Source organism: Streptococcus halichoeri, assembly GCF_019774635.1.
GTDB classification, from domain to species: Bacteria; Bacillota; Bacilli; order Lactobacillales; family Streptococcaceae; genus Streptococcus; species Streptococcus halichoeri.
On sequence record NZ_CP081502.1, the window covers coordinates 1,285,306 to 1,305,360 of the forward strand.

General features: G+C 41.8%; 17 protein-coding genes and 1 other annotated feature. Of the genes, 13 read left to right on the top strand and 4 right to left on the bottom strand.

Annotated features, from left to right (window positions below):
• The first annotated feature begins 4 nt into the window (after nucleotides 1-4).
• The 5 genes from cmk (at nucleotide 5) to K5J94_RS06160 (ending at nucleotide 5,265) form a co-directional block, all read left to right on the top strand.
• On the top strand, nucleotides 5-688 hold the full coding sequence (cmk, locus tag K5J94_RS06140; RefSeq protein ID WP_221912636.1) for a (d)CMP kinase: 684 nt from the start codon (nucleotides 5-7) through the stop codon (nucleotides 686-688).
• A 20-nt stretch (nucleotides 689-708) separates the two neighbouring features.
• Nucleotides 709-834, top strand: a sequence feature (ribosomal protein L20 leader region).
• Between the two features lie 14 nt (nucleotides 835-848).
• The gene (gene infC, locus K5J94_RS06145; protein WP_159545712.1) at nucleotides 849-1,379 is read left to right on the top strand and encodes a translation initiation factor IF-3; all 531 of its coding nucleotides are present in this window, start codon (nucleotides 849-851) and stop codon (nucleotides 1,377-1,379) included.
• A 39-nt stretch (nucleotides 1,380-1,418) separates the two neighbouring features.
• Nucleotides 1,419-1,619, top strand: a complete 201-nt coding sequence (gene rpmI, locus K5J94_RS06150; protein WP_159545710.1) for a 50S ribosomal protein L35 — start codon at nucleotides 1,419-1,421, stop codon at nucleotides 1,617-1,619.
• A gap of 54 nt (nucleotides 1,620-1,673) precedes the next feature.
• The gene (gene rplT, locus K5J94_RS06155) at nucleotides 1,674-2,033 is read left to right on the top strand and encodes a 50S ribosomal protein L20 (RefSeq protein ID WP_159545708.1); all 360 of its coding nucleotides are present in this window, start codon (nucleotides 1,674-1,676) and stop codon (nucleotides 2,031-2,033) included.
• Between the two features lie 649 nt (nucleotides 2,034-2,682).
• On the top strand, nucleotides 2,683-5,265 hold the full coding sequence (locus tag K5J94_RS06160; protein ID WP_221912637.1) for a transglutaminase domain-containing protein: 2,583 nt from the start codon (nucleotides 2,683-2,685) through the stop codon (nucleotides 5,263-5,265).
• 230 nt (nucleotides 5,266-5,495) lie between these two features.
• On the opposite strand, the gene K5J94_RS06165 is transcribed toward K5J94_RS06160, so the two are convergent.
• Nucleotides 5,496-6,590: a hypothetical protein gene (locus tag K5J94_RS06165; RefSeq protein WP_221912638.1), complete on the bottom strand. Its 1,095-nt coding sequence runs from the start codon at nucleotides 6,588-6,590 to the stop codon at nucleotides 5,496-5,498.
• A gap of 362 nt (nucleotides 6,591-6,952) precedes the next feature.
• Entirely contained in the window at nucleotides 6,953-8,035 is a 1,083-nt protein-coding gene (locus K5J94_RS06170; protein WP_221912639.1) for a hypothetical protein, read from the bottom strand.
• A gap of 430 nt (nucleotides 8,036-8,465) precedes the next feature.
• Here K5J94_RS06170 and K5J94_RS06175 point away from each other — a divergent pair, with 430 nt between their 5' ends.
• On the top strand, nucleotides 8,466-8,981 hold the full coding sequence (locus K5J94_RS06175) for a hypothetical protein (RefSeq protein WP_221912640.1): 516 nt from the start codon (nucleotides 8,466-8,468) through the stop codon (nucleotides 8,979-8,981).
• Between the two features lie 152 nt (nucleotides 8,982-9,133).
• Here K5J94_RS06175 and K5J94_RS06180 read toward each other — a convergent pair whose 3' ends face one another.
• Nucleotides 9,134-11,302, bottom strand: a complete 2,169-nt coding sequence (locus K5J94_RS06180) for an LTA synthase family protein (protein WP_221912641.1) — start codon at nucleotides 11,300-11,302, stop codon at nucleotides 9,134-9,136.
• A gap of 134 nt (nucleotides 11,303-11,436) precedes the next feature.
• Between K5J94_RS06180 and K5J94_RS06185 the strand changes: the two genes are divergently transcribed.
• The 5 genes from K5J94_RS06185 to gorA all read left to right on the top strand — a co-directional run bounded on the left by K5J94_RS06185 (nucleotide 11,437) and on the right by gorA (nucleotide 16,439).
• Nucleotides 11,437-12,642, top strand: a complete 1,206-nt coding sequence (locus tag K5J94_RS06185; protein ID WP_221912642.1) for a class I SAM-dependent rRNA methyltransferase — start codon at nucleotides 11,437-11,439, stop codon at nucleotides 12,640-12,642.
• Nucleotides 12,639-13,319, top strand: a complete 681-nt coding sequence (gene aroD / locus K5J94_RS06190; protein ID WP_159545692.1) for a type I 3-dehydroquinate dehydratase — start codon at nucleotides 12,639-12,641, stop codon at nucleotides 13,317-13,319. Before K5J94_RS06185 ends, aroD begins: the two co-directional genes overlap by 4 nt.
• Nucleotides 13,320-13,422: 103 nt before the next feature.
• Nucleotides 13,423-14,589, top strand: a complete 1,167-nt coding sequence (aroC, locus tag K5J94_RS06195) for a chorismate synthase (RefSeq protein ID WP_221912643.1) — start codon at nucleotides 13,423-13,425, stop codon at nucleotides 14,587-14,589.
• A 57-nt stretch (nucleotides 14,590-14,646) separates the two neighbouring features.
• Nucleotides 14,647-14,985 carry a YlbF/YmcA family competence regulator gene (locus K5J94_RS06200; protein ID WP_159545688.1) on the top strand — a complete coding sequence of 113 codons (339 nt, stop codon included), beginning with the start codon at nucleotides 14,647-14,649 and terminating at the stop codon, nucleotides 14,983-14,985.
• A 104-nt stretch (nucleotides 14,986-15,089) separates the two neighbouring features.
• Nucleotides 15,090-16,439 (top strand): glutathione-disulfide reductase, encoded by a 1,350-nt coding sequence (gene gorA / locus K5J94_RS06205; RefSeq protein ID WP_159564635.1) that lies wholly within the window; start codon nucleotides 15,090-15,092, stop codon nucleotides 16,437-16,439.
• A 200-nt stretch (nucleotides 16,440-16,639) separates the two neighbouring features.
• On the opposite strand, the gene K5J94_RS06210 is transcribed toward gorA, so the two are convergent.
• Nucleotides 16,640-17,050, bottom strand: coding sequence for a DUF6556 family protein (locus K5J94_RS06210; protein ID WP_159564637.1), 411 nt, complete (start codon nucleotides 17,048-17,050; stop codon nucleotides 16,640-16,642).
• A 470-nt stretch (nucleotides 17,051-17,520) separates the two neighbouring features.
• Between K5J94_RS06210 and K5J94_RS06215 the strand changes: the two genes are divergently transcribed.
• Complete coding sequence (locus K5J94_RS06215; RefSeq protein WP_159564347.1) at nucleotides 17,521-18,663, top strand: cysteine desulfurase family protein; 1,143 nt, start codon at nucleotides 17,521-17,523, stop codon at nucleotides 18,661-18,663.
• A gap of 2 nt (nucleotides 18,664-18,665) precedes the next feature.
• The gene (gene thiI / locus K5J94_RS06220; RefSeq protein WP_221912644.1) at nucleotides 18,666-19,880 is read left to right on the top strand and encodes a tRNA uracil 4-sulfurtransferase ThiI; all 1,215 of its coding nucleotides are present in this window, start codon (nucleotides 18,666-18,668) and stop codon (nucleotides 19,878-19,880) included.
• Nucleotides 19,881-20,055: the final 175 nt, after the last annotated feature.

Genomic DNA, 20,055 nt, shown 5'->3' on the forward strand with positions numbered 1-20,055 from the left:
AATCATGAAAGCCATTCGCATTGCTATTGACGGACCCGCTTCTAGTGGCAAAAGTACCGTTGCCAAGATTATTGCCAAAAATCTTGGCTACACCTATTTAGACACTGGAGCTATGTACCGTTGCGCAACTTACATTGCTTTGCAACATCATTACCAAGCTGCTGATGTACAGCTCATCCTAAAGGAGCTCGCAAGTCACCCGATTTCCTTTGCTAAGGCTGCGGATGGCTCACAGCTGGTCTTCTTAGGAGACCAAGAGGTTACCTCTGCCATTCGGCAAAATGATGTCACGAACAACGTGTCCTGGGTCTCTGCACTTCCAGAAATTCGAGCAGAGCTTGTTGCGCAGCAACGGCGAATTGCTAAAGCAGGTGCCATCATCATGGATGGCCGCGATATTGGCACGGTCGTTTTACCAGACGCTGAGCTGAAAATTTTTCTGGTGGCTTCAGCCAAGGAACGTGCAGAACGCCGCTACAAGGAAAATCTTGCAAAAGGAATTGCGACAGACTTAGAAACCTTGAAAAAAGAAATTGAGGCCAGAGACTATAAGGACAGTCACCGGGCCTTGTCCCCCTTAAAACCAGCTGCCGATGCCATTCATTTTGATACAACTGGTATTGATATTCAAGGTGTGATTGCCTTTATTCAAGAAAAAGCAGAAAAAATCATTGACAGGTCTTGTTAGATATGTTAGACTAGTACTAATGAGAAAAGCAGAAGCGAGAGCTTCTCGCCTTACGACTCTGTGTTGTCTGGCCCTACATGTCAAGATCCATTGTGGATATTATGTGTTTCGGGCTTGATTTTTCAGGCCCGAATTTGTTTTTCTCTAAAAAAATAAAGAGGTGAAGATCATAGCTAAAAAAGATCTATTCATTAATGATGAAATTCGCGTACGTGAACTTCGTCTAGTTGGTCTCGAAGGTGAGCAATTAGGCATTAAGCCATTATCTGAAGCACAAAGCTTAGCAGATGCTTCAAATGTTGATTTGGTTTTAATCCAACCGCAAGCTACGCCTCCAGTTGCCAAACTCATGGACTATGGTAAGTTCAAATTTGAGTACCAAAAGAAACAAAAAGAACAACGTAAAAAACAAAGCGTTGTGACGGTAAAAGAAGTCCGTCTTAGTCCCGTGATTGATAAGGGTGATTTTGAGACGAAACTTCGGAATGGCCGTAAATTCCTCGAAAAGGGAAATAAGGTTAAGGTTTCTATTCGTTTCAAAGGACGGATGATTACTCACAAAGAGATTGGTGCCAAGGTTTTGGCGGAATTTGCAGAAGCAACCCAGGATATTGCGATAATCGAGCAAAGAGCAAAAATGGATGGCCGTCAAATGTTTATGCAGCTCGCACCTATTCCTGACAAGAAATAATTGTCAATTTATCTATCATGTTAAGAGGAGAATATTAAAATGCCAAAACAAAAAACACACCGCGCATCAGCTAAACGTTTTAAACGTACAGGTTCTGGCGGATTAAAACGCTTCCGCGCGTTTACATCACACCGTTTCCACGGAAAAACGAAAAAACAACGTCGTCACCTTCGTAAAGCTTCAATGGTGAGCGCAGGCGATTTCAAACGCATTAAAGCAATGCTTACTGGTCTTAAATAAAAGATCCAGCTAAACAGTTACTAGATTGATAAGAATTATTTGGAGGAAATATAAATGGCTCGTGTAAAAGGTGGCGTTGTTTCACGTAAACGTCGTAAACGTGTACTTAAATTAGCTAAAGGTTACTATGGTGCAAAACATATCTTGTTCCGTACAGCAAAAGAACAAGTAATGAATTCTTACTACTATGCATACCGTGACCGTCGTCAGAAAAAACGTGACTTCCGCAAACTATGGATTACGCGTATCAATGCAGCAGCACGTATGAATGGTTTATCTTATTCCCAACTCATGCATGGTTTGAAATTAGCGGAGATCGAAGTCAATCGTAAAATGCTTGCTGACTTAGCCGTTAGTGACGCAGCAGGCTTCACTGCACTTGCAGATGCCGCAAAAAACAAATTAGGCAAATAAAGTAAAGGTTGAAAAACCTAATCTCAGATTGAAGTAAAAGCCCATTATGGAGTCTTTTCTTCAATTTTTTTATTGTCCAAAAGCTAGCAGTTCCACTCCGTGCGCCTTTGGATCGGTTTTGCTCCAGGGCTAGGTCCTGTAATCTCAGACCTACTGCCAAGCCCAAGGAGCAGTCTGAGTGGATTCGATCAGCTTTCTGTCTTTGCTACTTATCAAGGCGGGAGCAAACAGGTTATTTATTATTGTGAAGGTATTCACAAACATAAGAAAAAGCTTGTTATTTCAGGCCTGAGTGAGGGTACATAAGCAAAGAAATAACTCGAAAATGGCCTTGTACTTTTTAAGGAATTCTAATATAATACTCATACATTATAGTGTGGGGAGGGTTGACTTTGGAAAAGATGCAATATTGGTAAGTTAGCAGCTAGGTAGTCCAGCCATTATGGCATTGGGACATTTTAGTTTAACCAGCTTACTTAGGACGTGCTATTTCTGATGAGTCGATTCTCCTGATAAGAAGTAGAGTTTGCAAGTGAGCGACATGAGGTGATTTAAGTGCAAGGACCTTAGGAGCGGGCTTAGGCTCTGACTAGTGGTCTTCTGTCAAACGGTCAGGGAATCACTACATACAACATATGAAGGAATCAAAATGGGAAAAAGAAAGACAACAACTATATCGCTGTTGACTTTGTCAATTATAGGAATGACAGCGTTTACAGGCGGGCATTTGCCCAAGAGCAGCAGTTTTTCACCGACCTATGCCTTGGCGCAACCGGCGGGGCCGGTAGCAACAAGTTTTGAGAAGTATAATGGTACAAGTCAAGCCTATAGTGAAGCATTAAAAAAAGAATTGGGTGACGTGACTGACCTTAGAATTTGGGAATTAGGTTTATCTAACTTTAAGGAACAGAATGTTAAGGTTAGTGATTTGGCCTCCAAAATTTCAGATGATTATAAAGTAGTCACTATTGATGGGAAATTGCATCGTGACAGAGTTGTTTTCATTGTCAAGAAAGATGACATTTTGGTTAATAACCAGTCCGACTATGAAGCAAAAACGAAAGATATTCGTCAAAAAGTTGGAACATTTGGGGTTCATTCCCTCTTTGACCTAAAAAAAGATAATTATCTAGATATTATTCTAGGGTCAAATGGTCTTAGAAAAACTCTGGGAACCTATAATGGGATTAACGGTCTTACCCTGCATTCGAATACTTTGGGACTGGCGAACACTTACACAGAGCAATATGAAAATAGTGAGATTACTTTAGAAAAAATTAAGGACAATGATAAAAAACTTTTAGAAATGTTAAAGGAATCAGGTGCAGCTCATGCTCCCACAGAACGGGAAAAAGTTAAGCGCTGGGTAATTTACTTGAAAAAGAAAATCCCTTATGATTTCGATGCTCTGAAAGTTTATCGAACTGATCGTCAATCCTATAATATCTCATCAGATTTATTTTCTGTGGCTACACGTAAAAAAGCCATGTGTGTGGGCTATAGTATCGCAACCGCTCGCGCTATGAACCTCTTAGGTTTACCCTCCTACATGGTGGAAGGTGTAACAAAAAACGGAGCGCTACATGCCACCACCCGGGTCTTCTTTGACAATGCCTGGCATTTAGTTGATTCAACCGGTGGCGGTGCAGATGAAAACCAATCAGAATATTATTATGATTTTTACTTTAAAAACAGTTTAGATCAATACAAGAATGTGACTCAAGCAGAGAAAAAATATAACGATAGAAATTATATGGTGATTAATAAGGAGTTTGAAGAGTGGGCCAAAGGCCAATCAACGGCTAAACTCCTCTATGTTAATGCTGAGGCTGCTTTACGTGAGCGTGTTCCTTTGGTTGTTTCTCAAGAGATTAGAGAGAAATTCAAGACTGTCAACGAAAAATTAAGGAATGATTTTGAAACTTTTAAAGCAGCTGCACAGTCAAATGATTCTCTTAAAGAAAGGATTGCCGGCCTGATTTCTTCGATAGACGAGGATCAGAAAAAAATAAGTTCAGATAAAGTAACAACAGAAGAAGACTATAAAATTCTAAACTCAGCTTTATCCACTAATATTATTTTTTATAATGAATTACAACGAGCTCTCAGCCCAAGTATGCCTAGTCAATTTACTGCTTATGAAAGTATTATAAGGGATATTGAAAATAAATTTATAGATGAGAAGAAATATTTCGAGAAAGTACATAAGACAGAACTTGATAAAGTTAGAGAATCAGAAGAGAAAGCTAAGCAAGAAGAAGCCAAATATTTAGCACAAAGAAGTCAGCGCTCATCTACCATTTTAACCGCAGAAGATAGAGAAAAGCTTGAAAAGAGAATTAAAGAAGAATCTCAAAAATTGGATAATACGATGTCAGAAGCCGCCCATCGGGAGTTTTCTTCAACTGAACAAGCAAAACCGGTTTCTTCAGCATCACCTACTGCAAGTCGAGCACCGCAGGCGCATCCTAAGTCAGAGTCGGAAAGTCCGAAGATAAGAGTTCGGAGAGCATTAGCACCTCAAGAGCCAACTGTTTCACCTACATCTGCTAGACCAGCGCCTGCTCCAGCTAAAGCAGCCTCAGCACCGGTTTCGCAACCAGCAGTAGTGACACCTAGAAGTGCGGCTCCAACTCAGCCACAATCACGCGCTAGAAGCACGGAGTTAGAGACTAGAAGGCCAAGATTTAGAAGATCATTAGATAATCATGAATCAGCACCAGCATCTGCACCTGCTGTCCTAGCACAAGCGAAAACAGCCTCAGAACCAGCTTCGCCGCCAGCAGTAGCGACACCTAGAAGTGAGGCCCCAACTTACTCACAACCACGTGCTAGGGTGGAACCTAGAAGTCCAAGAAATAGGAGATCCTTAGATAATCAAGGAGCAGTAGCTACACCTAGAAGTCCTAGGACTCCAGCTCCGGCTCAGCCACAGTCATACTATAAAACTCCGGAGTTGAGATCTAGAGAGGGAAGGTTTAGCAGGTTATTCAGTAATCATGAACCAGTAACTGCACCTGCTAGACCAGCGCCTGCTCCATTATCGCAGCCAACACCGGCCCCTACTAGAGCGGCGGCAGCCTCTGTTCAAGCGCCGAATTCTCAGTATCGGTATCATAGCCCATACTCGCCTCGGTTCAACCACAACTACAGCAACAACTATAACTACAACTATAACTATAACTATAACCACTATCAATCAAGCAAATCTCAATCACTGAACTACAAGTAGTATCTGCTGAGTGGACACCTGCCCTTATTGCACCTCCGGCAAGTGTTGATATTTCCGGTTCAGCAACAAGACGCACAAGTCACGCCTATGTAGTATATAGGGCAAACTTATCAAGAAAGGGAAGACCAGTGTGGTATTCCCTTTTAAAATAGTCTAAAGAAAACATCCCAAGTGAAAAACTCACTTGGGATGAAAGCTTATGTTATTGAGCTTAAGTGCTTCGTTTTATCCTAGTGGCGTCTATATCCATACCAATTCCGATAACTATTTGGATAATAACGTTTTATCTTGTCTTTTAAGCTAGGTTCGGTCTCGGGTAAAGTTTGTCCAGCATAGCTACCAGCACTATCAACACGAACAACTTGTGGTAGAACGATTACAGACTCATTATTGGCTTCCTGACGAATACTAAAGAGATCTAGAGGGACGTAATCTTTCTCAATTTCTACTTTATTTAAAATCTGTTCCTTAACCTGAGTGGTAATATCACCCCAGCGTTTAATCCAAACATAGTTATCATTTGGATTTCTAAAATGATAATGAGAGGAATAGAATCCTTTATCCCCAATCTTAATCTTTTGACGTTCCATCTCACCTAAGAAGCGGGGATATTTGTTCGCCTCACCAATCACACCAACGATAAAGGGAATATTGTCCGTCTCCACACCTTCGGTGATTGGGGTATCAAATTCCCAACGATAAATGACGGTGTCGGCAATAATACGCTTTGCATATTGGACAAATGCCAGGTCAAAACGTCCCTCATCCTTAATGGCATTGAAATTGCTGAGTGAATTGCCTTCTTGTGTTTGTTGGATAGTATTGCTCCAAAGGTCGGCAAAGTCAGAATAATTATCATGATAAGAAACGGCATAATAATCACTTCCTAAGGTAGAGGAAAAGAAGGGCTGCTTTAACAAATCTTCGGTCTTATGGTCATAGACAGCATTATGATAATAGTTGCCTTTCCAGGTGTTGTTTTGATAGTTTTGATACCAGGCGCCCATCTTAATTGTGGTTGGCTTGGCTTCCTTTGGTAAAAACATGACCGCTCTTAGGTAATTCCACCTTTCTCGGGTGGGGTTAAAGTTCACCGTCCAGTGGATATATTGCTTTCCATCTGTGTCGGTTTTAATGTCTTTACTATAGCGGACGCTTTTATCAATATTTCGATAGTCACTATCGTAGTAGGAGTTGACCATTTGGGCCTTATAGTCTTCCCACTGGGTATTAGCTTGCGCTGCTTGTCCGTAAGTGCCTAACCCAACCAAGGCTACAATGAGTAGGGCACTTTTTTTGATGCATTGTTTAGATAGCGTTAACATCTCTACATCTCCTTTATTGATATGTAATTCTATTATAATCATTAAACACAAATTGTCTAATCAAACATTCATAAAATGATAGAAAGATGAAGCATTGTTCCGGATTATTCCTTTAACACTGGCGCTCTTTTGAAAATACTTAGCTAGAGCAAGTTTAGCTCCGCTTGCTAGCAATGTAGCGAAGCTTTTTCACAAGCAAGCTAAGAAGAGCTATACCATGCATCACGTGGTTAGGCATGGTGCTAAGGACGACAAAGCCCCCCAAGTAAAGGAAAGGTGTGACCGTTACTTGGGGGTTATCGTTATATTTTATCTCGCTTGAAGCCAAAGGGCTAGTGGCTGCTTACCAAGCCCTTTGATTTTTAACGGCGAAAGAGCCAGCTAAAAATGGAAGGATTGTAAAAGTGAGCCTTGCTTCGCAAGTCAGGATGGGTATCAAACATGGTTGGAGTGGCATTTGTTTTTTCTGTTTCTTTGATAGCTTCTGGTAACACCAATACAGGCGTTTGGTTTGCTTCTTCCTGTAGACTAAAGAGGTCTAAAGGCACATACCCATTTTCAATTTCAACTTTGTTTAAGACTTGTTCCTTAACCTGTGGCGTGATTGTGCCCCAGCGTTTTCGCCAGACAAAGTCATCATTTGAATTTTTCAAGTGATAATGCGAATCCTGCCAGAAATGCTTGTTTCTAGTGTTAAGCGTGAGTTTTTCACGTTCCATCTCACCCAGGAATCGTGGATAGTAACCATTTTCAATGATGGTACCGACAATGAAGGGCGTGTTTTCAGCATCAACCTCATTTTCGAGCGGGGTGTCAAATTCCCAACGGAAAATCAGATTAACCAGGTGGTCATTTGAGTGCTGGACAACGGCCAGACCAAACCGCCCCTGGTCTTTGATGGCGTTGAAATTACTGAGTGAGTCGCCTTCTTGGGTTTGTTGGATAGTCGAGCTCCAGAGACTCTCGAAATTCGCTCGTTGGGTCTCAAAAGATACAGCGTAGGTTTCTGTTCTGGGTTCAGATTCATAGTGAACCCTCTCCAACAAAGCCTGAGTATTATAATCCTTGGTAGCATTTTCCCGGTAGTGTCCCGTCCAGGTGTTATTGACATGCTGTTGATCCCAAACACCCATCTTAATAGTAGTGGGCTTAGCTTCCTTGGGCAGAAAAAGCACCCTTTTAGGATGATTCCACTTTTCTTGGGTGGGGTTAAAATTAATCGTCCAGTGCAGGACCTTTTTGCCATCCTTTTCTTGAACTTCCTTACTATAGCGGACGCTATTATCAATCTGAGCATACTCGCTAGTGTAATAATAGACCATCTTAGCCTTATAATCTTCCCATTGGGTAATGGCTTGCGCTGACCTTGTGTAAGTACCTAGGCCAGCTAAGGCGAGGATGGCTATGACGCCTCTTGTGATGCCTTGTTTGGATTGTGTAAACATATCTCTCTTATATCTCCTTCATCAACAGGTAATAACATTATAGCAGCTTATATTAACTTGTCTAGCCAAAAATTAATCAGATTAAATAAAGATGAAAGCAAATAGGATAAAGAAAAAGCAGCAGATCAAGCTTTCATTTGTCCGCTCAAAAACAATGCTAGCGAGCTTTGATCAGACCTGATTTTTAGGGTCATTTTTTAGCAAAAATCAATAAAATAAGAGAGATAAGGTATTTATATTATAATCTTATTATAATATAATGTGTTAGTGATTAGCCGGCTATAACTTAAAATCACAAGCCTGCTCTTTTTTATTGCCAAAGAGCGAAAACACATTATCAGAAAGGAAAATAGATAGGGATGTCTCCTAAGCGAAAGCCAGCGGGCCCACCCAAGCTTAGAAAGGCCTTCCCTATCATTTGAAGATTATCATGAAATTATCTAAAGTAGCCTGCCTTATGGGCAGCTTAACAGTCCTTGCCGGACTAATGTTTACCCTAGGAACCCGACCTGTTAAGGCGTTTAGTAGAACATACTACTATGGCTTATCTTCCACTGACCAAGCACTCAAAGATGAGAAGGAAAGACTAATGAAAGTCGCTGATATTAAAAATCTAAAAGATCAATTTAAAGAAAGAATTGATGCTCTGGATGATGGCTATAAACTCTATACTCTTGAAAAAGAAGTAAAAGTTACCGAAGCAAATATAGCAAATAAAAGTACGTTTGATAGAGAATTTGATAGACGCTTGACACATGTGAGAGTTAAAGCTAATGAAATTAAGAAAACTAGATATAAAAATGAGATAATACTTGCGCTTGAATATTTAGAAAAAATGCAACAAGATATTTATTTCACAGAGTCTATGAAGTCAAATAGGCTAGCAGATTTAGAGAAGTGTTTAACCACTCCATCACACATAAAAGACATTCGTTGGTTTAGATAACAAACTCTATAACCCTCCAACCATTAACCAGACAGCCAGCGGCTCTCCTTTTTTAAATAAATGAAATCCCTCCTTTGTGTGATAGCATAACTATCATTCAAGGGAGGGATTTGTTTTTGGCGACCTAGGTTGCCGCCTTAGCTTAGTTTAGCTTATTGCTTAGTCTTGTCCGCTTCGCTGCTTTTGCTGGTTTCAGGCTGCTTGGCCTCGGGATTTAATTGGAGGTAAGAAGGTGCTACAAATAAATCCTGCGAGCTTTTTTGTTGACGCTGGTCATATAAGCTAGTGGAATGGGCGCCGCGTTCCTTTTCTACCTTGACCAATTGTTTTAATTGATGGGTGTAGTTAAAGGCGCTAGGATCAACTGCTTTGAGCCCATTATGGGTATCAAAGCGCAGCAGGTCACCTGTTTGCACCAAATCACTCATCGCTAATTGGCTAGCTGTAGCTTCACGAATTTCTTTGACCTTAGCAGTTGTTACCTTATCAGGATTGGTGATTTCAACGCCAGTCGTTGTATTATAGAGGCGTCCGCCATAGCTCGTATACTGTGGGGTCATATAAGTTCCTGAGGTCCTTTGGGCAACGATTTGCTTGTTGTCAGGAGATAGGAGGTCTTGTCCCAGTTGGACAAAATGCGTAGTATTGATCCCTAAAAGGTGAAGCAAGGTTGGTAGATTATCAATTTCCCCACCAAAGGTATTATGAATGCCCCCTTGTTTGAAACCTGGGATATGAATCATATAAGGGACCCGCTGTAACATGGCATTGTCATAGTCGGACCAGGTCTCTGGGTCCTTCCCTAAGAGCTTAGCAAGGCTGGTGTTGCGTGAATTGGAAATACCGTAGTGGTCACCATATAAAACGATAAGGGCATTATCATAGAGTCCTGCTGCCTTGAGGTAGTCAAAGAAGGCCTTTAAGGCAGAATCCAGATAATTGGCAGTGGCAAAATAGCCATTGATGGTCTCATCTTTGGTTTTAGCCAAGGGGAAACCTTCTTCATCGCTTTCACCTTTTAGACTCGTGTAAGGGTAGTGATTACTTACAGTGATGAACTTGGTATAAAAGGGCTGTTGCAGCCGTTCCAGATACTTAATGGAGTCACGTAACATATATTTATCGTTAAGCCCATACTGGAAGGAATTGCGGTCGTTTTGTTTGGAGAAGTAGCTGGAGTCAAAAAAGTAGTTGTAGCCCCATTGCTTGTAGGTGTTATTGCGGTTCCAGAAGGTCCCGACATTCCCGTGAAACACTGCGCTAGTGTAGCCGCCTTTTTGTGCTAGGATATTTGGAGCAGCAAACTGGGTGTTTTCACCACCGTAGTTAACCATAAAGGATCCACTATTTAAGCCAAACAGAGAATTTTCCATCATGGTTTCTGCATCAGAGGTTTTTCCGGCTTTTACCTGGTGGAAAAAGTTTGAAAAAGCCAGCGTGTCATTTGAATGGTAAAGGGAATTTAAAAAGGGAGTGACTTCGTACTCTTTATCAGCATCTTTTAGTTTATAATCAATCACAAATTGTTGAAAACTCTCTAAGTGAATGACAATAACGTTGCGGTTTTTAGCCACACCAAAATATTTGGGATTTGGGGCAGCATAATGCTCTTTAACATAATGTTGTACCTGGCTGAGTTGGCTGGCAGTGGCGCCATTGCGTTCTTTTTGGGCCTGATAGGTTTGATTGCCACTATAGACAGTAAAAGCTGGTAAGCCCAAAGCCCGAACAATGTAGGTGTTGGAAAAGCCGCGCGTCAATAGCTCTGGTCGATCAATCTCTGCTAAAAATAGATTGACTGATAAGAGTAGAAAGGACAAAGCTGTAATGGCAAATGAGGCGCGTTTGTTAACGGGCCTGCGATCTTGCTTGATTTTTTGGGTGATAAATAAAGGAATGAGGATGAGAAAATCAAGCACATAAATCAGGTCCCAGATGCGTACCAAGTTGACGGCAGCATCCCCTAAACCAGCAGAAACCTTACTACTAGCTAGCATAGCACTAACAGTAATGAAATCAGAAAATTCACGGAAGTAGATGGAATTTGAAATCAGTAATAAGTTAAGTGCGATGTACAAGAGCCACGATGTAATATAGAAGGCTTTTGTATTTTTGATATAAAGAGCCAAGCCGATGAGGAGCAAGGCAAAAGGAATTGGGTTAATTACTGTTAAAAACAGCTGATAGGGATTGGAAATATCAAGTGAGAAGTCAACATGATAGGCCCAAAAAGTTTTTATCCAATAAAGGAAAACCAAGGCTAGAACAAAGCCAAACCTGGTATTGATTAATCTATTGCAAAACGTTTTTAATTTATTCACACTAGGAACTTCCTTAACTATTTTTTCCTAAAGACAAAATCTCAAATTAGATTATATCAAAAAAAAGACGCACTTGCTTGGCTTGAGTTCAAATTTACTATGATTTTTTAAGAGTATTTGGTATAATATAGACTATGAGTAAGCTCTATATCAATTCTTTTTTAGAAAAGAAGCTAATGTCTGGCGTTCAGTTGCTAGATGGAGAAGCCCTAGATCATCAGATGAAGACTGACCAGATCGTCTATCTCTATGCTAAGTCATCACAGCGCTTAATTGGCACAGCCTATTTATCACGCCAAAATAAAGGTTCTGGCTGGTTTTTGGGACAGGGAAAAATCAGCTTAACAAAAGCTTATTTTGTTCAACTCTTCCAAGCAGCTAAAGCTAAACGCAAGGCCTTTGAAACTTCCAAGGATACAACTGCCTATCGACTTTTTAATCAAGAAGGTGATGATTTTGGTGGATTGACCATTGATCGCTATGATGACTTTGCGGTGTTTTCTTGGTACAATCATTTTGTGTATCAGCAGCTGCCGATAATTACGGAAGCTTTTCAGGCAGTTTTCCCCGACATTAAAGGAGCTTATAGTAAGATAAGATACCAAACGCAGCAAGCCTTGCCGGAATCCTCGCACTTATATGGAGAACACTGCCCAAAAGATTATGTTATTACGGAAAATGGCGTACGCTACCATGTTTTTTTAAATAATGGCTTAATGACGGGGATCTTTTTGGACCAGCATGACGTTCGCTTAAAACTGGTACAAGGGCTCGCACGAGGAGCGTCCGTACTAAACCTCTTTTCCTATACGGCAGCTTTTTCTGTCGCAGCGGCAATTGGCGGAGCAAGCTCTACAACCGCAGCGGCAATTGGCGGAGCAAGCTCTACAACCTCGGTTGATTTAGCGAAACGCTCTAAAGAACTCTCGCTTGCTCACTTCCGCGAAAATGGTTTGGACCCAAAGGCGCATCGTTTTTATGTCATGGATGTTTTTGAGTATTACAAATACGCCAAACGTAAAAACTTAAAGTATGATGTTATCGTGATTGATCCTCCAAGCTTTGCGCGTAACAAAAAACAGACGTTTTCTGTTACCAAAGATTATCATAGATTAATCGCCCAGGCCCTTGATTTACTACAGCCAGGTGGCTATTTGATAGCATCAACCAATGCTGCCAATATGTCCAAGCAGCAGTTTAAGCAACAACTCCAAAAAGGCTTTGGGGAACACAGTGTTCAAGTGGTTGATTTCCAACAACTGCCCGATGATTTTACAATAAATTCAGCAGACGAAAGAAGTAATTATTTAAAGGTTTTTACAATGAAGGTACAAAAATGAGAATTGTAGCACCCGTAATGCCCCATAGCATTGAAGAAGCACAAGCTATTGATATTGCAAGATATGATGATGTAGATCTCATTGAGTGGCGAGCAGACTATCTTCCAAAAGAAGCCATTATTTCCGTTGCGCCAGCTATTTTTGAAAAATTTGCCGGACGGGAGATTATCTTCACCTTGCGCACCTCTGAGCAAGGCGGTCAGCTTTCGCTGACTGATGACGAATACGTCGCAATCCTCAAGGAAATTAATAGCATCTATAATCCTGATTATATTGATTTTGAATATTTTACGCACAAAGACGTGTTTCATCAAATGTTAGAGTTTCCTAATCTGATACTCTCCTACCATAACTTCGAAGAAACGCCAGAAAGCCTAATGCAAGCTTTTTCAGAAATGACAAAATTGGCTCCTCGAGTCGTCAAGATTGCAGTCATGCCAAAGAGCGAGCAAGATGTCCTTGATTTGATGAATTATACTCGTGGTTTTAAAACCTTAAATCCTGAGCAGACCTATGCGACCATGTCCATGGGAAAATTAGGGCGAATTTCACGTTTATCAGGAGATGTGGTTGGCTCTTCCTGGACTTTTGTCTCTATGGATGAAAGCAGTGCCCCAGGCCAGGTGTCTTTGTCTGATATGAAAAAAATCATGACGGTCCTTGAAATGGAAGTATGACTGTTATCTTAATAAAGCATTATTCTTACAGTAAGAATAATGCTTTTTCCATCAACGAAAAGCAATCAGTAAGTAATAACTATAAAAATGCAAAGGAGCTGTCATGCGTTATTTAACCGCAGGAGAATCACACGGCCCATCATTAACAGCTATTATTGAAGGCATTCCAGCAGGATTGTCTTTGCCAGCTGAGGCCATCAATCACGCCCTAAAGCGGCGCCAAGGCGGCTATGGGCGTGGAGCCCGAATGGCCATTGAAAAAGATCAGGTTGAGATTTCCTCAGGCGTTCGCCATGGCCAAACCACAGGTGGCCCCATCACCCTCACTGTCCACAACAAAGACCATCAAAAGTGGTTAGAGGTTATGGCTGTTGAGGATATTCCTGCTGCTTTAAAAGGAAAACGCCGGGTTAGCCGCCCACGGCCTGGCCACGCTGACTTGGTCGGTGGCATGAAGTTTCATCACAGGGATTTGCGCAATGCCTTAGAGCGCTCGTCTGCCAGGGAAACAACGATGCGTGTTGCTGTGGGAGCAGTTTGCCAGCTGCTCTTAGCAGATGTAGGGATTCAGTTGGCTAATCACGTTTTAGTTTTTGGCGGTCAAGAGATTGCATTGCCAGACTCATTAGATGTGGCCACTATTAGGGCGCTCACAGCGCAGTCGGATCTAGGAATTGTTAATCCAGACCAGGAGGCAAGCATCAAGGCACAGATTGATGCCATCAAAAAAGAAGGCGATACGATTGGTGGCATTATTGAGACAGTTGTCGAAGGCGTGCCCGCTGGTCTTGGTGATTACAGTCATTGGGATAAAAAGTTAGATGGCAAGCTAGCCCAGGCTGTCTTGTCTATCAATGCTTTTAAGGGGGTTGACTTTGGTATGGGCTTTGCCATGGGCCATCTAAAGGGTTCTCAAGTCATGGATGAAATCATCTGGACCAAGGAAAAGGGCTATAGCCGTAAAACGAATCATTTAGGCGGTTTTGAAGGTGGCGTCACTAATGGCCAGCCTCTGATTATCCATGGCGTGATGAAGCCCATCCCCACTTTGTATAAGCCTCTGATGTCGGTAGATATTGATAGCCATGAGCCTTATAAAGCTACTGTTGAGCGGTCTGATCCTACAGCTCTACCGGCAGCCGGCGTGGTAATGGAACATGTGGTTGCCACTGTTTTGGCGCAAGAACTGTTAGCGTCCTTTCCGGCTGCATCTATGGAGGATTTGCGACACTACCTGCACACTTATCGTCAGTATTTAAAAGACTATTAAGCGACTAATCCATAAAATTATGGTATGATGAGACTACCATTTAAAAAGGAGACTATCATGTCACAAGAAATTTATGACCATGCTAATCATTTAGAGCGCGCCTTGCGTTCTCTCCCAGAATTCAAACAAGTAGAGGCCGCAAAAGAAGCGATTGCCCAAAATGCCGAAGCAGATGCGCTTTTTTCTGACTTTGTTGCCATGCAAGAAAAAATTCAGGGGCTGATGCAATCTGGTCAAACCCCATCTGCTGACGAACAAGCAGAAATCCAAGAACTTAGCCAAAAAATTGAAGGAAATACCTTGCTCAAAGCCTACTTTGATGCCCAACAACATCTTTCAGTCTATATCACCGATATTGAACGTATTGTGTTTGCACCACTTAAAGACCTCGTCTAATTGACGACCGGCCAAAAAGGCATTAGCTTCATTTGAACTAATGCCTTTTGATGTAAGTTTGAATAAAGCAAAGCCATGACAGCATAATAGGAAAGGAAGAAAACATGAAAGCATATGACTATATTGTTATAGGTGGCGGGAGTGGCGGCATTGCCTCTGCTAACCGGGCGGCGATGCGAGGAGCAAAAGTTTTGCTGATTGAAGCCAAGGAAATCGGAGGAACCTGTGTCAATTTGGGCTGTGTGCCTAAAAAAGTCATGTGGTATGGCGCCCAAATTGCTGAAACCCTATCGAGCTATGCCAAGGACTATGGTTTTGAAGTCGGGCAGACGGATTTTACTTTTGCAACCTTAAAAAACAATCGAGAGGCCTATATTGAGCGGATTCATAAGTCTTATGAGAATGGGTTTAAGCAAACAGGTGTTGAAGTCTTAAAGGGCTATGCGCGTTTTTGTGATTCACATACCGTCCAAGTTGGTGATCAACAGTATACTGCTGAGCATATTTTACTTGCGACTGGCGGTAGACCGCGTGTGCCCAAAATCCCTGGTGCTGAGTTGGGCATCACCTCAGATGGTTTTTTTGCACTGGAAGAGTTACCTAAAAAAGTCGCTATTGTGGGTGCAGGATATATTGCTGTTGAAATTGCTGGTGTCTTACAAGCCCTTGGTTCTGACGTGAGCTTGTATGTTCGGCATGATCGTCCCTTGCGCACATTTGATAGTGATGTCGTTGAGGTCTTGGTCGAACAAATGGCCAAGTCTGGTCCTAGACTAGTGACACACTCTGATGCCAAAGCTGTGACCCAATTACCCAACGGTCAGCTGGAATTATCTTTTACCAATGGTCAGTCTACAATCGTTGATCAAGTCATCTGGGCTATCGGCCGGCAACCAAATACGAGTGGCTATGGATTAGAAAAAATTGGTGTGGCCCTAGACGATAAAGGTTATATCAAGACAGATGACTACGAGCAAACTTCTGTGCAAGGGATTTATGCAATCGGGGATGTTAATGGCAAACTAGCTCTCACACCAGTTGCTATTGCAGCTGGTCGCTACCTCTCAGAACGTCTCTTTAATCATCAGACTAAAGCAAAACTCAATTACAATAATATTGCTAGTGTCATTTTTAGCCATCCAGCCATTGGGGCAATTGGTCTAACAGAAGCGCAAGCTATTCATGAATATGGTGCAAAACAGGTGCATTGTTATCAATCCACCTTCACACCTATGTACACAGCACTTGGTGAGCATCGGCAAAAATGTTTCATGAAACTAGTCACAGTCGGTGAGAAAGAAAAGATTGTTGGTCTGCACGGCATCGGCTATGGCGTTGATGAAATGATTCAGGGCTTTTCTGTAGCGATCAATATGGGGGCCACCAAAGCTGATTTTGATCGTACCGTTGCCATCCATCCAACCGGAGCTGAAGAATTTGTCACCATGCGCTAAAAACTAAGACTGGTGGCTTGGCAGCACTTACTTAGCTGTTGTGTTAGCAGCTGGCTCCTCTAAATGCCATATTAAAAACCACAGGCAAGGGAATAGGAACGTCGTTCCATTGGTTAGATTTTTGGTCTAACTTGTGGAGTATCGTTCAAAAACCTGCTTGTGGTTTTTTAATCGTTAAACAGTTATTGCTAGGTGGGATTTTATTGTGTAGGTTGGCTTATGTCTGTGGCGTTGGAGGTTTCTGGAACAGATGAAGAGTTTGTTGAAGGACTACTTTGTGTGCTTGGGCTTGTAGAGGATGCTTGTGTTGATGACGTTTGCGGAGTTTCTTGTGCGGTTGATGACGGTGTTGTAGCATTGTCATGGTTGGTGGTATCTTTAGTATCTTTTTCAATAATATGGACAACTGTTGAGCTTGAGGTTCCATTGTCAGTTTTTTTGGTATCATCACTAGGATGTAAAGTCCTAGATATGGTGATAGTAGCAACAATAATACTTAAAATCCCCCCAATAAGTGCTATCATTTTTTGCAAGGCCGTAAAGCCGGTTTTGATATGTTTGCTGGGATCGTTATTAGGGTTTTTGGATTGTCGGGAATATTGGTTAGACATAATAACTCCTTTTTAATTCACTGCATTAAAGTATCTAGACTATGAATAAGGATAATAAAAAAAGCTTGCTGGATACTTATACTCATATAAGTATAGTATGGTAAGGTGGCTAAGTCAATCATTTACTAAGCCTTGTTTCCTCGGTTTGGGGTAGCCAACTAAGAGCTTTACCATGAGCCAACTATCACTGAACTATCTGGGATAATGGCCTAAAAAAAGCTGTGCTTAACATCTAAGGGAACTAAGCACTCTGACAAACTTATTTCCCATCAAAGCGGGGATTGCTTCTGCCTTCATCTTTTTGTGGTTTGGTCTTGCGTGGTATTTATTGCTGTATTGGTAATGATTGGTTTGTGCTAGTGGGAGCTTTTTTGTAACTGCAGCTTATAGGGCCAGCTTAAGATTCACTCTTTATCAAGTTAGTAAAAATATGATACAATAAACTGATTGAGTAGTAGTGAAGGTGACATATGATTTATTTTGACAATGCAGCAACAACCCGTCCCTATCCAGAGGCGCTAAAAACCTATAGTGAGGTAGCTAGTAAGATTTTTGGGAATCCCTCCAGCTTACATGTCCTAGGTTCCAACGCCCACCGTATTTTAGAAGCTTCGCGCAAGCAAATTGCTGAGCTACTAGGTGTTGAACCAGATACCATTATTTTTACTTCTGGTGGCACAGAAAGCGATAACTGGGCGATAAAAGGCACAGCTTTTGCGAAAAAAGCTTTTGGCAAGCACATTATTGTGTCTGATATTGAACACCCTGCCGTAAAAGAGAGTGCCAAGTGGCTCCTGGAACAGGGGTTTGATGTGAGCTTTGCACCCGTGACAAAAGCCGGCTTTGTGGATGTGGAGGAGCTTAGCCAGTTGATTAGGCAAGATACGATTTTGGTATCGTGCATGGCTGTCAATAATGAAATCGGCGCTATCCAACCCATTTCGGCTATTTCTAAAATGTTAGCTGATAAGCCCAGCATTACCTTTCATGTGGATGCTGTTCAAGCACTTGGTAAGGTGCCCTTAACCAATTATTTGACCGAGCGGGTAGATTTAGCCTCTTTTTCAGGTCACAAATTTCATGCTGTGCGCGGGGTTGGTTTTCTCTACAAAAAAACAGGAAAAACGATCAGTCCCTTGTTAAATGGTGGTGGCCAAGAAAGCAATCTTCGTTCTACAACCGAAAATGTTCCAGGTCTTGCTAGTATGGCTAAAGCTTTGCGGCTAATGATAGAAAAGCAAGAGCCTACTTTGGTAAAACTTCAAGCGATGCGAACGGTTATAATGGAGGCTTTGAGCACCTACGATGACCTTGTGCTTTTTTCTGGCCAAGATGATTTTGCACCTAATATTGTGACTTTTGGCATCAAAGGCGTACGAGGCGAGGTCTTGGTGCATGCCTTTGAGGGCCATGACATCTATATCTCCACCACCAGTGCATGTTCGTCTAAAGCAGGTAAGCCAGCAGGCACCTTGATTGCTATGGGCATCCCTGCCGAACAAGCCCAAACAGCAGTACGCATTAGTCTTGATGAAGAAAATGATATGAGTCAAGTTGAGCAATTTTTAACTGTTTTTAAAATGGTATACACACAAACACAAAAGGTAAGGTAAGCATGCATTATTCAGAAATTATGGTTCGCCATGGTGAACTCTCTACAAAAGGAAAAAATAAAATGCGCTTCATCAATAAACTAAAGCGCAATATCACTGATGTCCTATCCATTTATCCCAATGTCCACATTCGCTCAGATCGTGACCGTACCCATGTATACCTCCATGGGACAGATTATCAACCCGTTATGGAGTCTTTACAATTAGTCTTTGGTATCCAAGCACTTTCTCCCGTTTATAAAATTGATAAAAACATAGCAGCTCTTAAAAAAGCTGTGCAAGAGCTCATGCGTGAGCTCTATCACGAAGGCATGACCTTTAAAATCGCAAGCAAACGAAGTGATCATAACTTTGAACTGGATAGTCGAGAACTCAATCAAGTGCTGGGTGCGGCAGTTTTTGAGGTTTTACCAGAGATTAAGGCTCAAATGAAGCAACCTAATGTCACCTTAAAAGTTGAAATTCGAGAAGAAGCAGCTTATATTTCTCACGAAGAGATTAAAGGTGCAGGAGGTCTGCCTGTTGGTAGCTCTGGCAAGGGAATGTTGATGCTATCAGGAGGTATTGATTCCCCTGTAGCGGGTTATCTGGCCCTCAAGCGAGGCGTGGCTATTGAAGCTGTGCATTTTGCAAGTCCTCCTTACACAAGTCCAGGTGCTCTAAAAAAAGCTAAAGATTTAACCCGGAAATTAACCCGCTTTGGCGGCAATATGCAATTTATCGAAGTTCCTTTTACCGAAATTCAAGAAGAAATCAAAAACAAGGCACCTGAAGCGTATTTAATGACCCTAACACGTCGCTTTATGTTGCGCATCACAGATGCTCTACGAGAGCGGCGTAATGCCTTGGTCATCATCAATGGTGAAAGTCTTGGTCAAGTCGCCAGCCAAACCCTAGAAAGCATGCAGGCTATTAATGCTGTGACTACTACGCCGGTTATTCGCCCAGTGGTGACTATGGACAAATTAGAAATTATTGACATAGCTCAGGCAATTGATACCTTTGATATTTCCATTCAACCCTTTGAAGATTGTTGTACCATTTTTGCCCCAGATCGGCCAAAAACAAATCCCAAGCTAAAAAAGGTGGAAGCCTATGAGACCCGCTTTGATATTGATGGCTTGGTTGCGCGTGCACTAGCCGGCGTTGAGATTACCGAGATTACCCCAGAAGCAGACGTTGATCATGTCTCAGAGCTTATAGACCAGTTGCTTTAAAGCAAAGCTTTGCATTTTTAGCTGAGATGGGAAGTTAGCTGCCTTGTTTTTTCAGTCTAACTATGGTGCTGAGCAAGTATATTTGCCATTATCTTACCCTCTAAAAACGTCCAAACGAGTTTGAAAAGACAGGTGGCTTAAAAAGGCTTACATGTCTTTTTTAGTATGCAATATA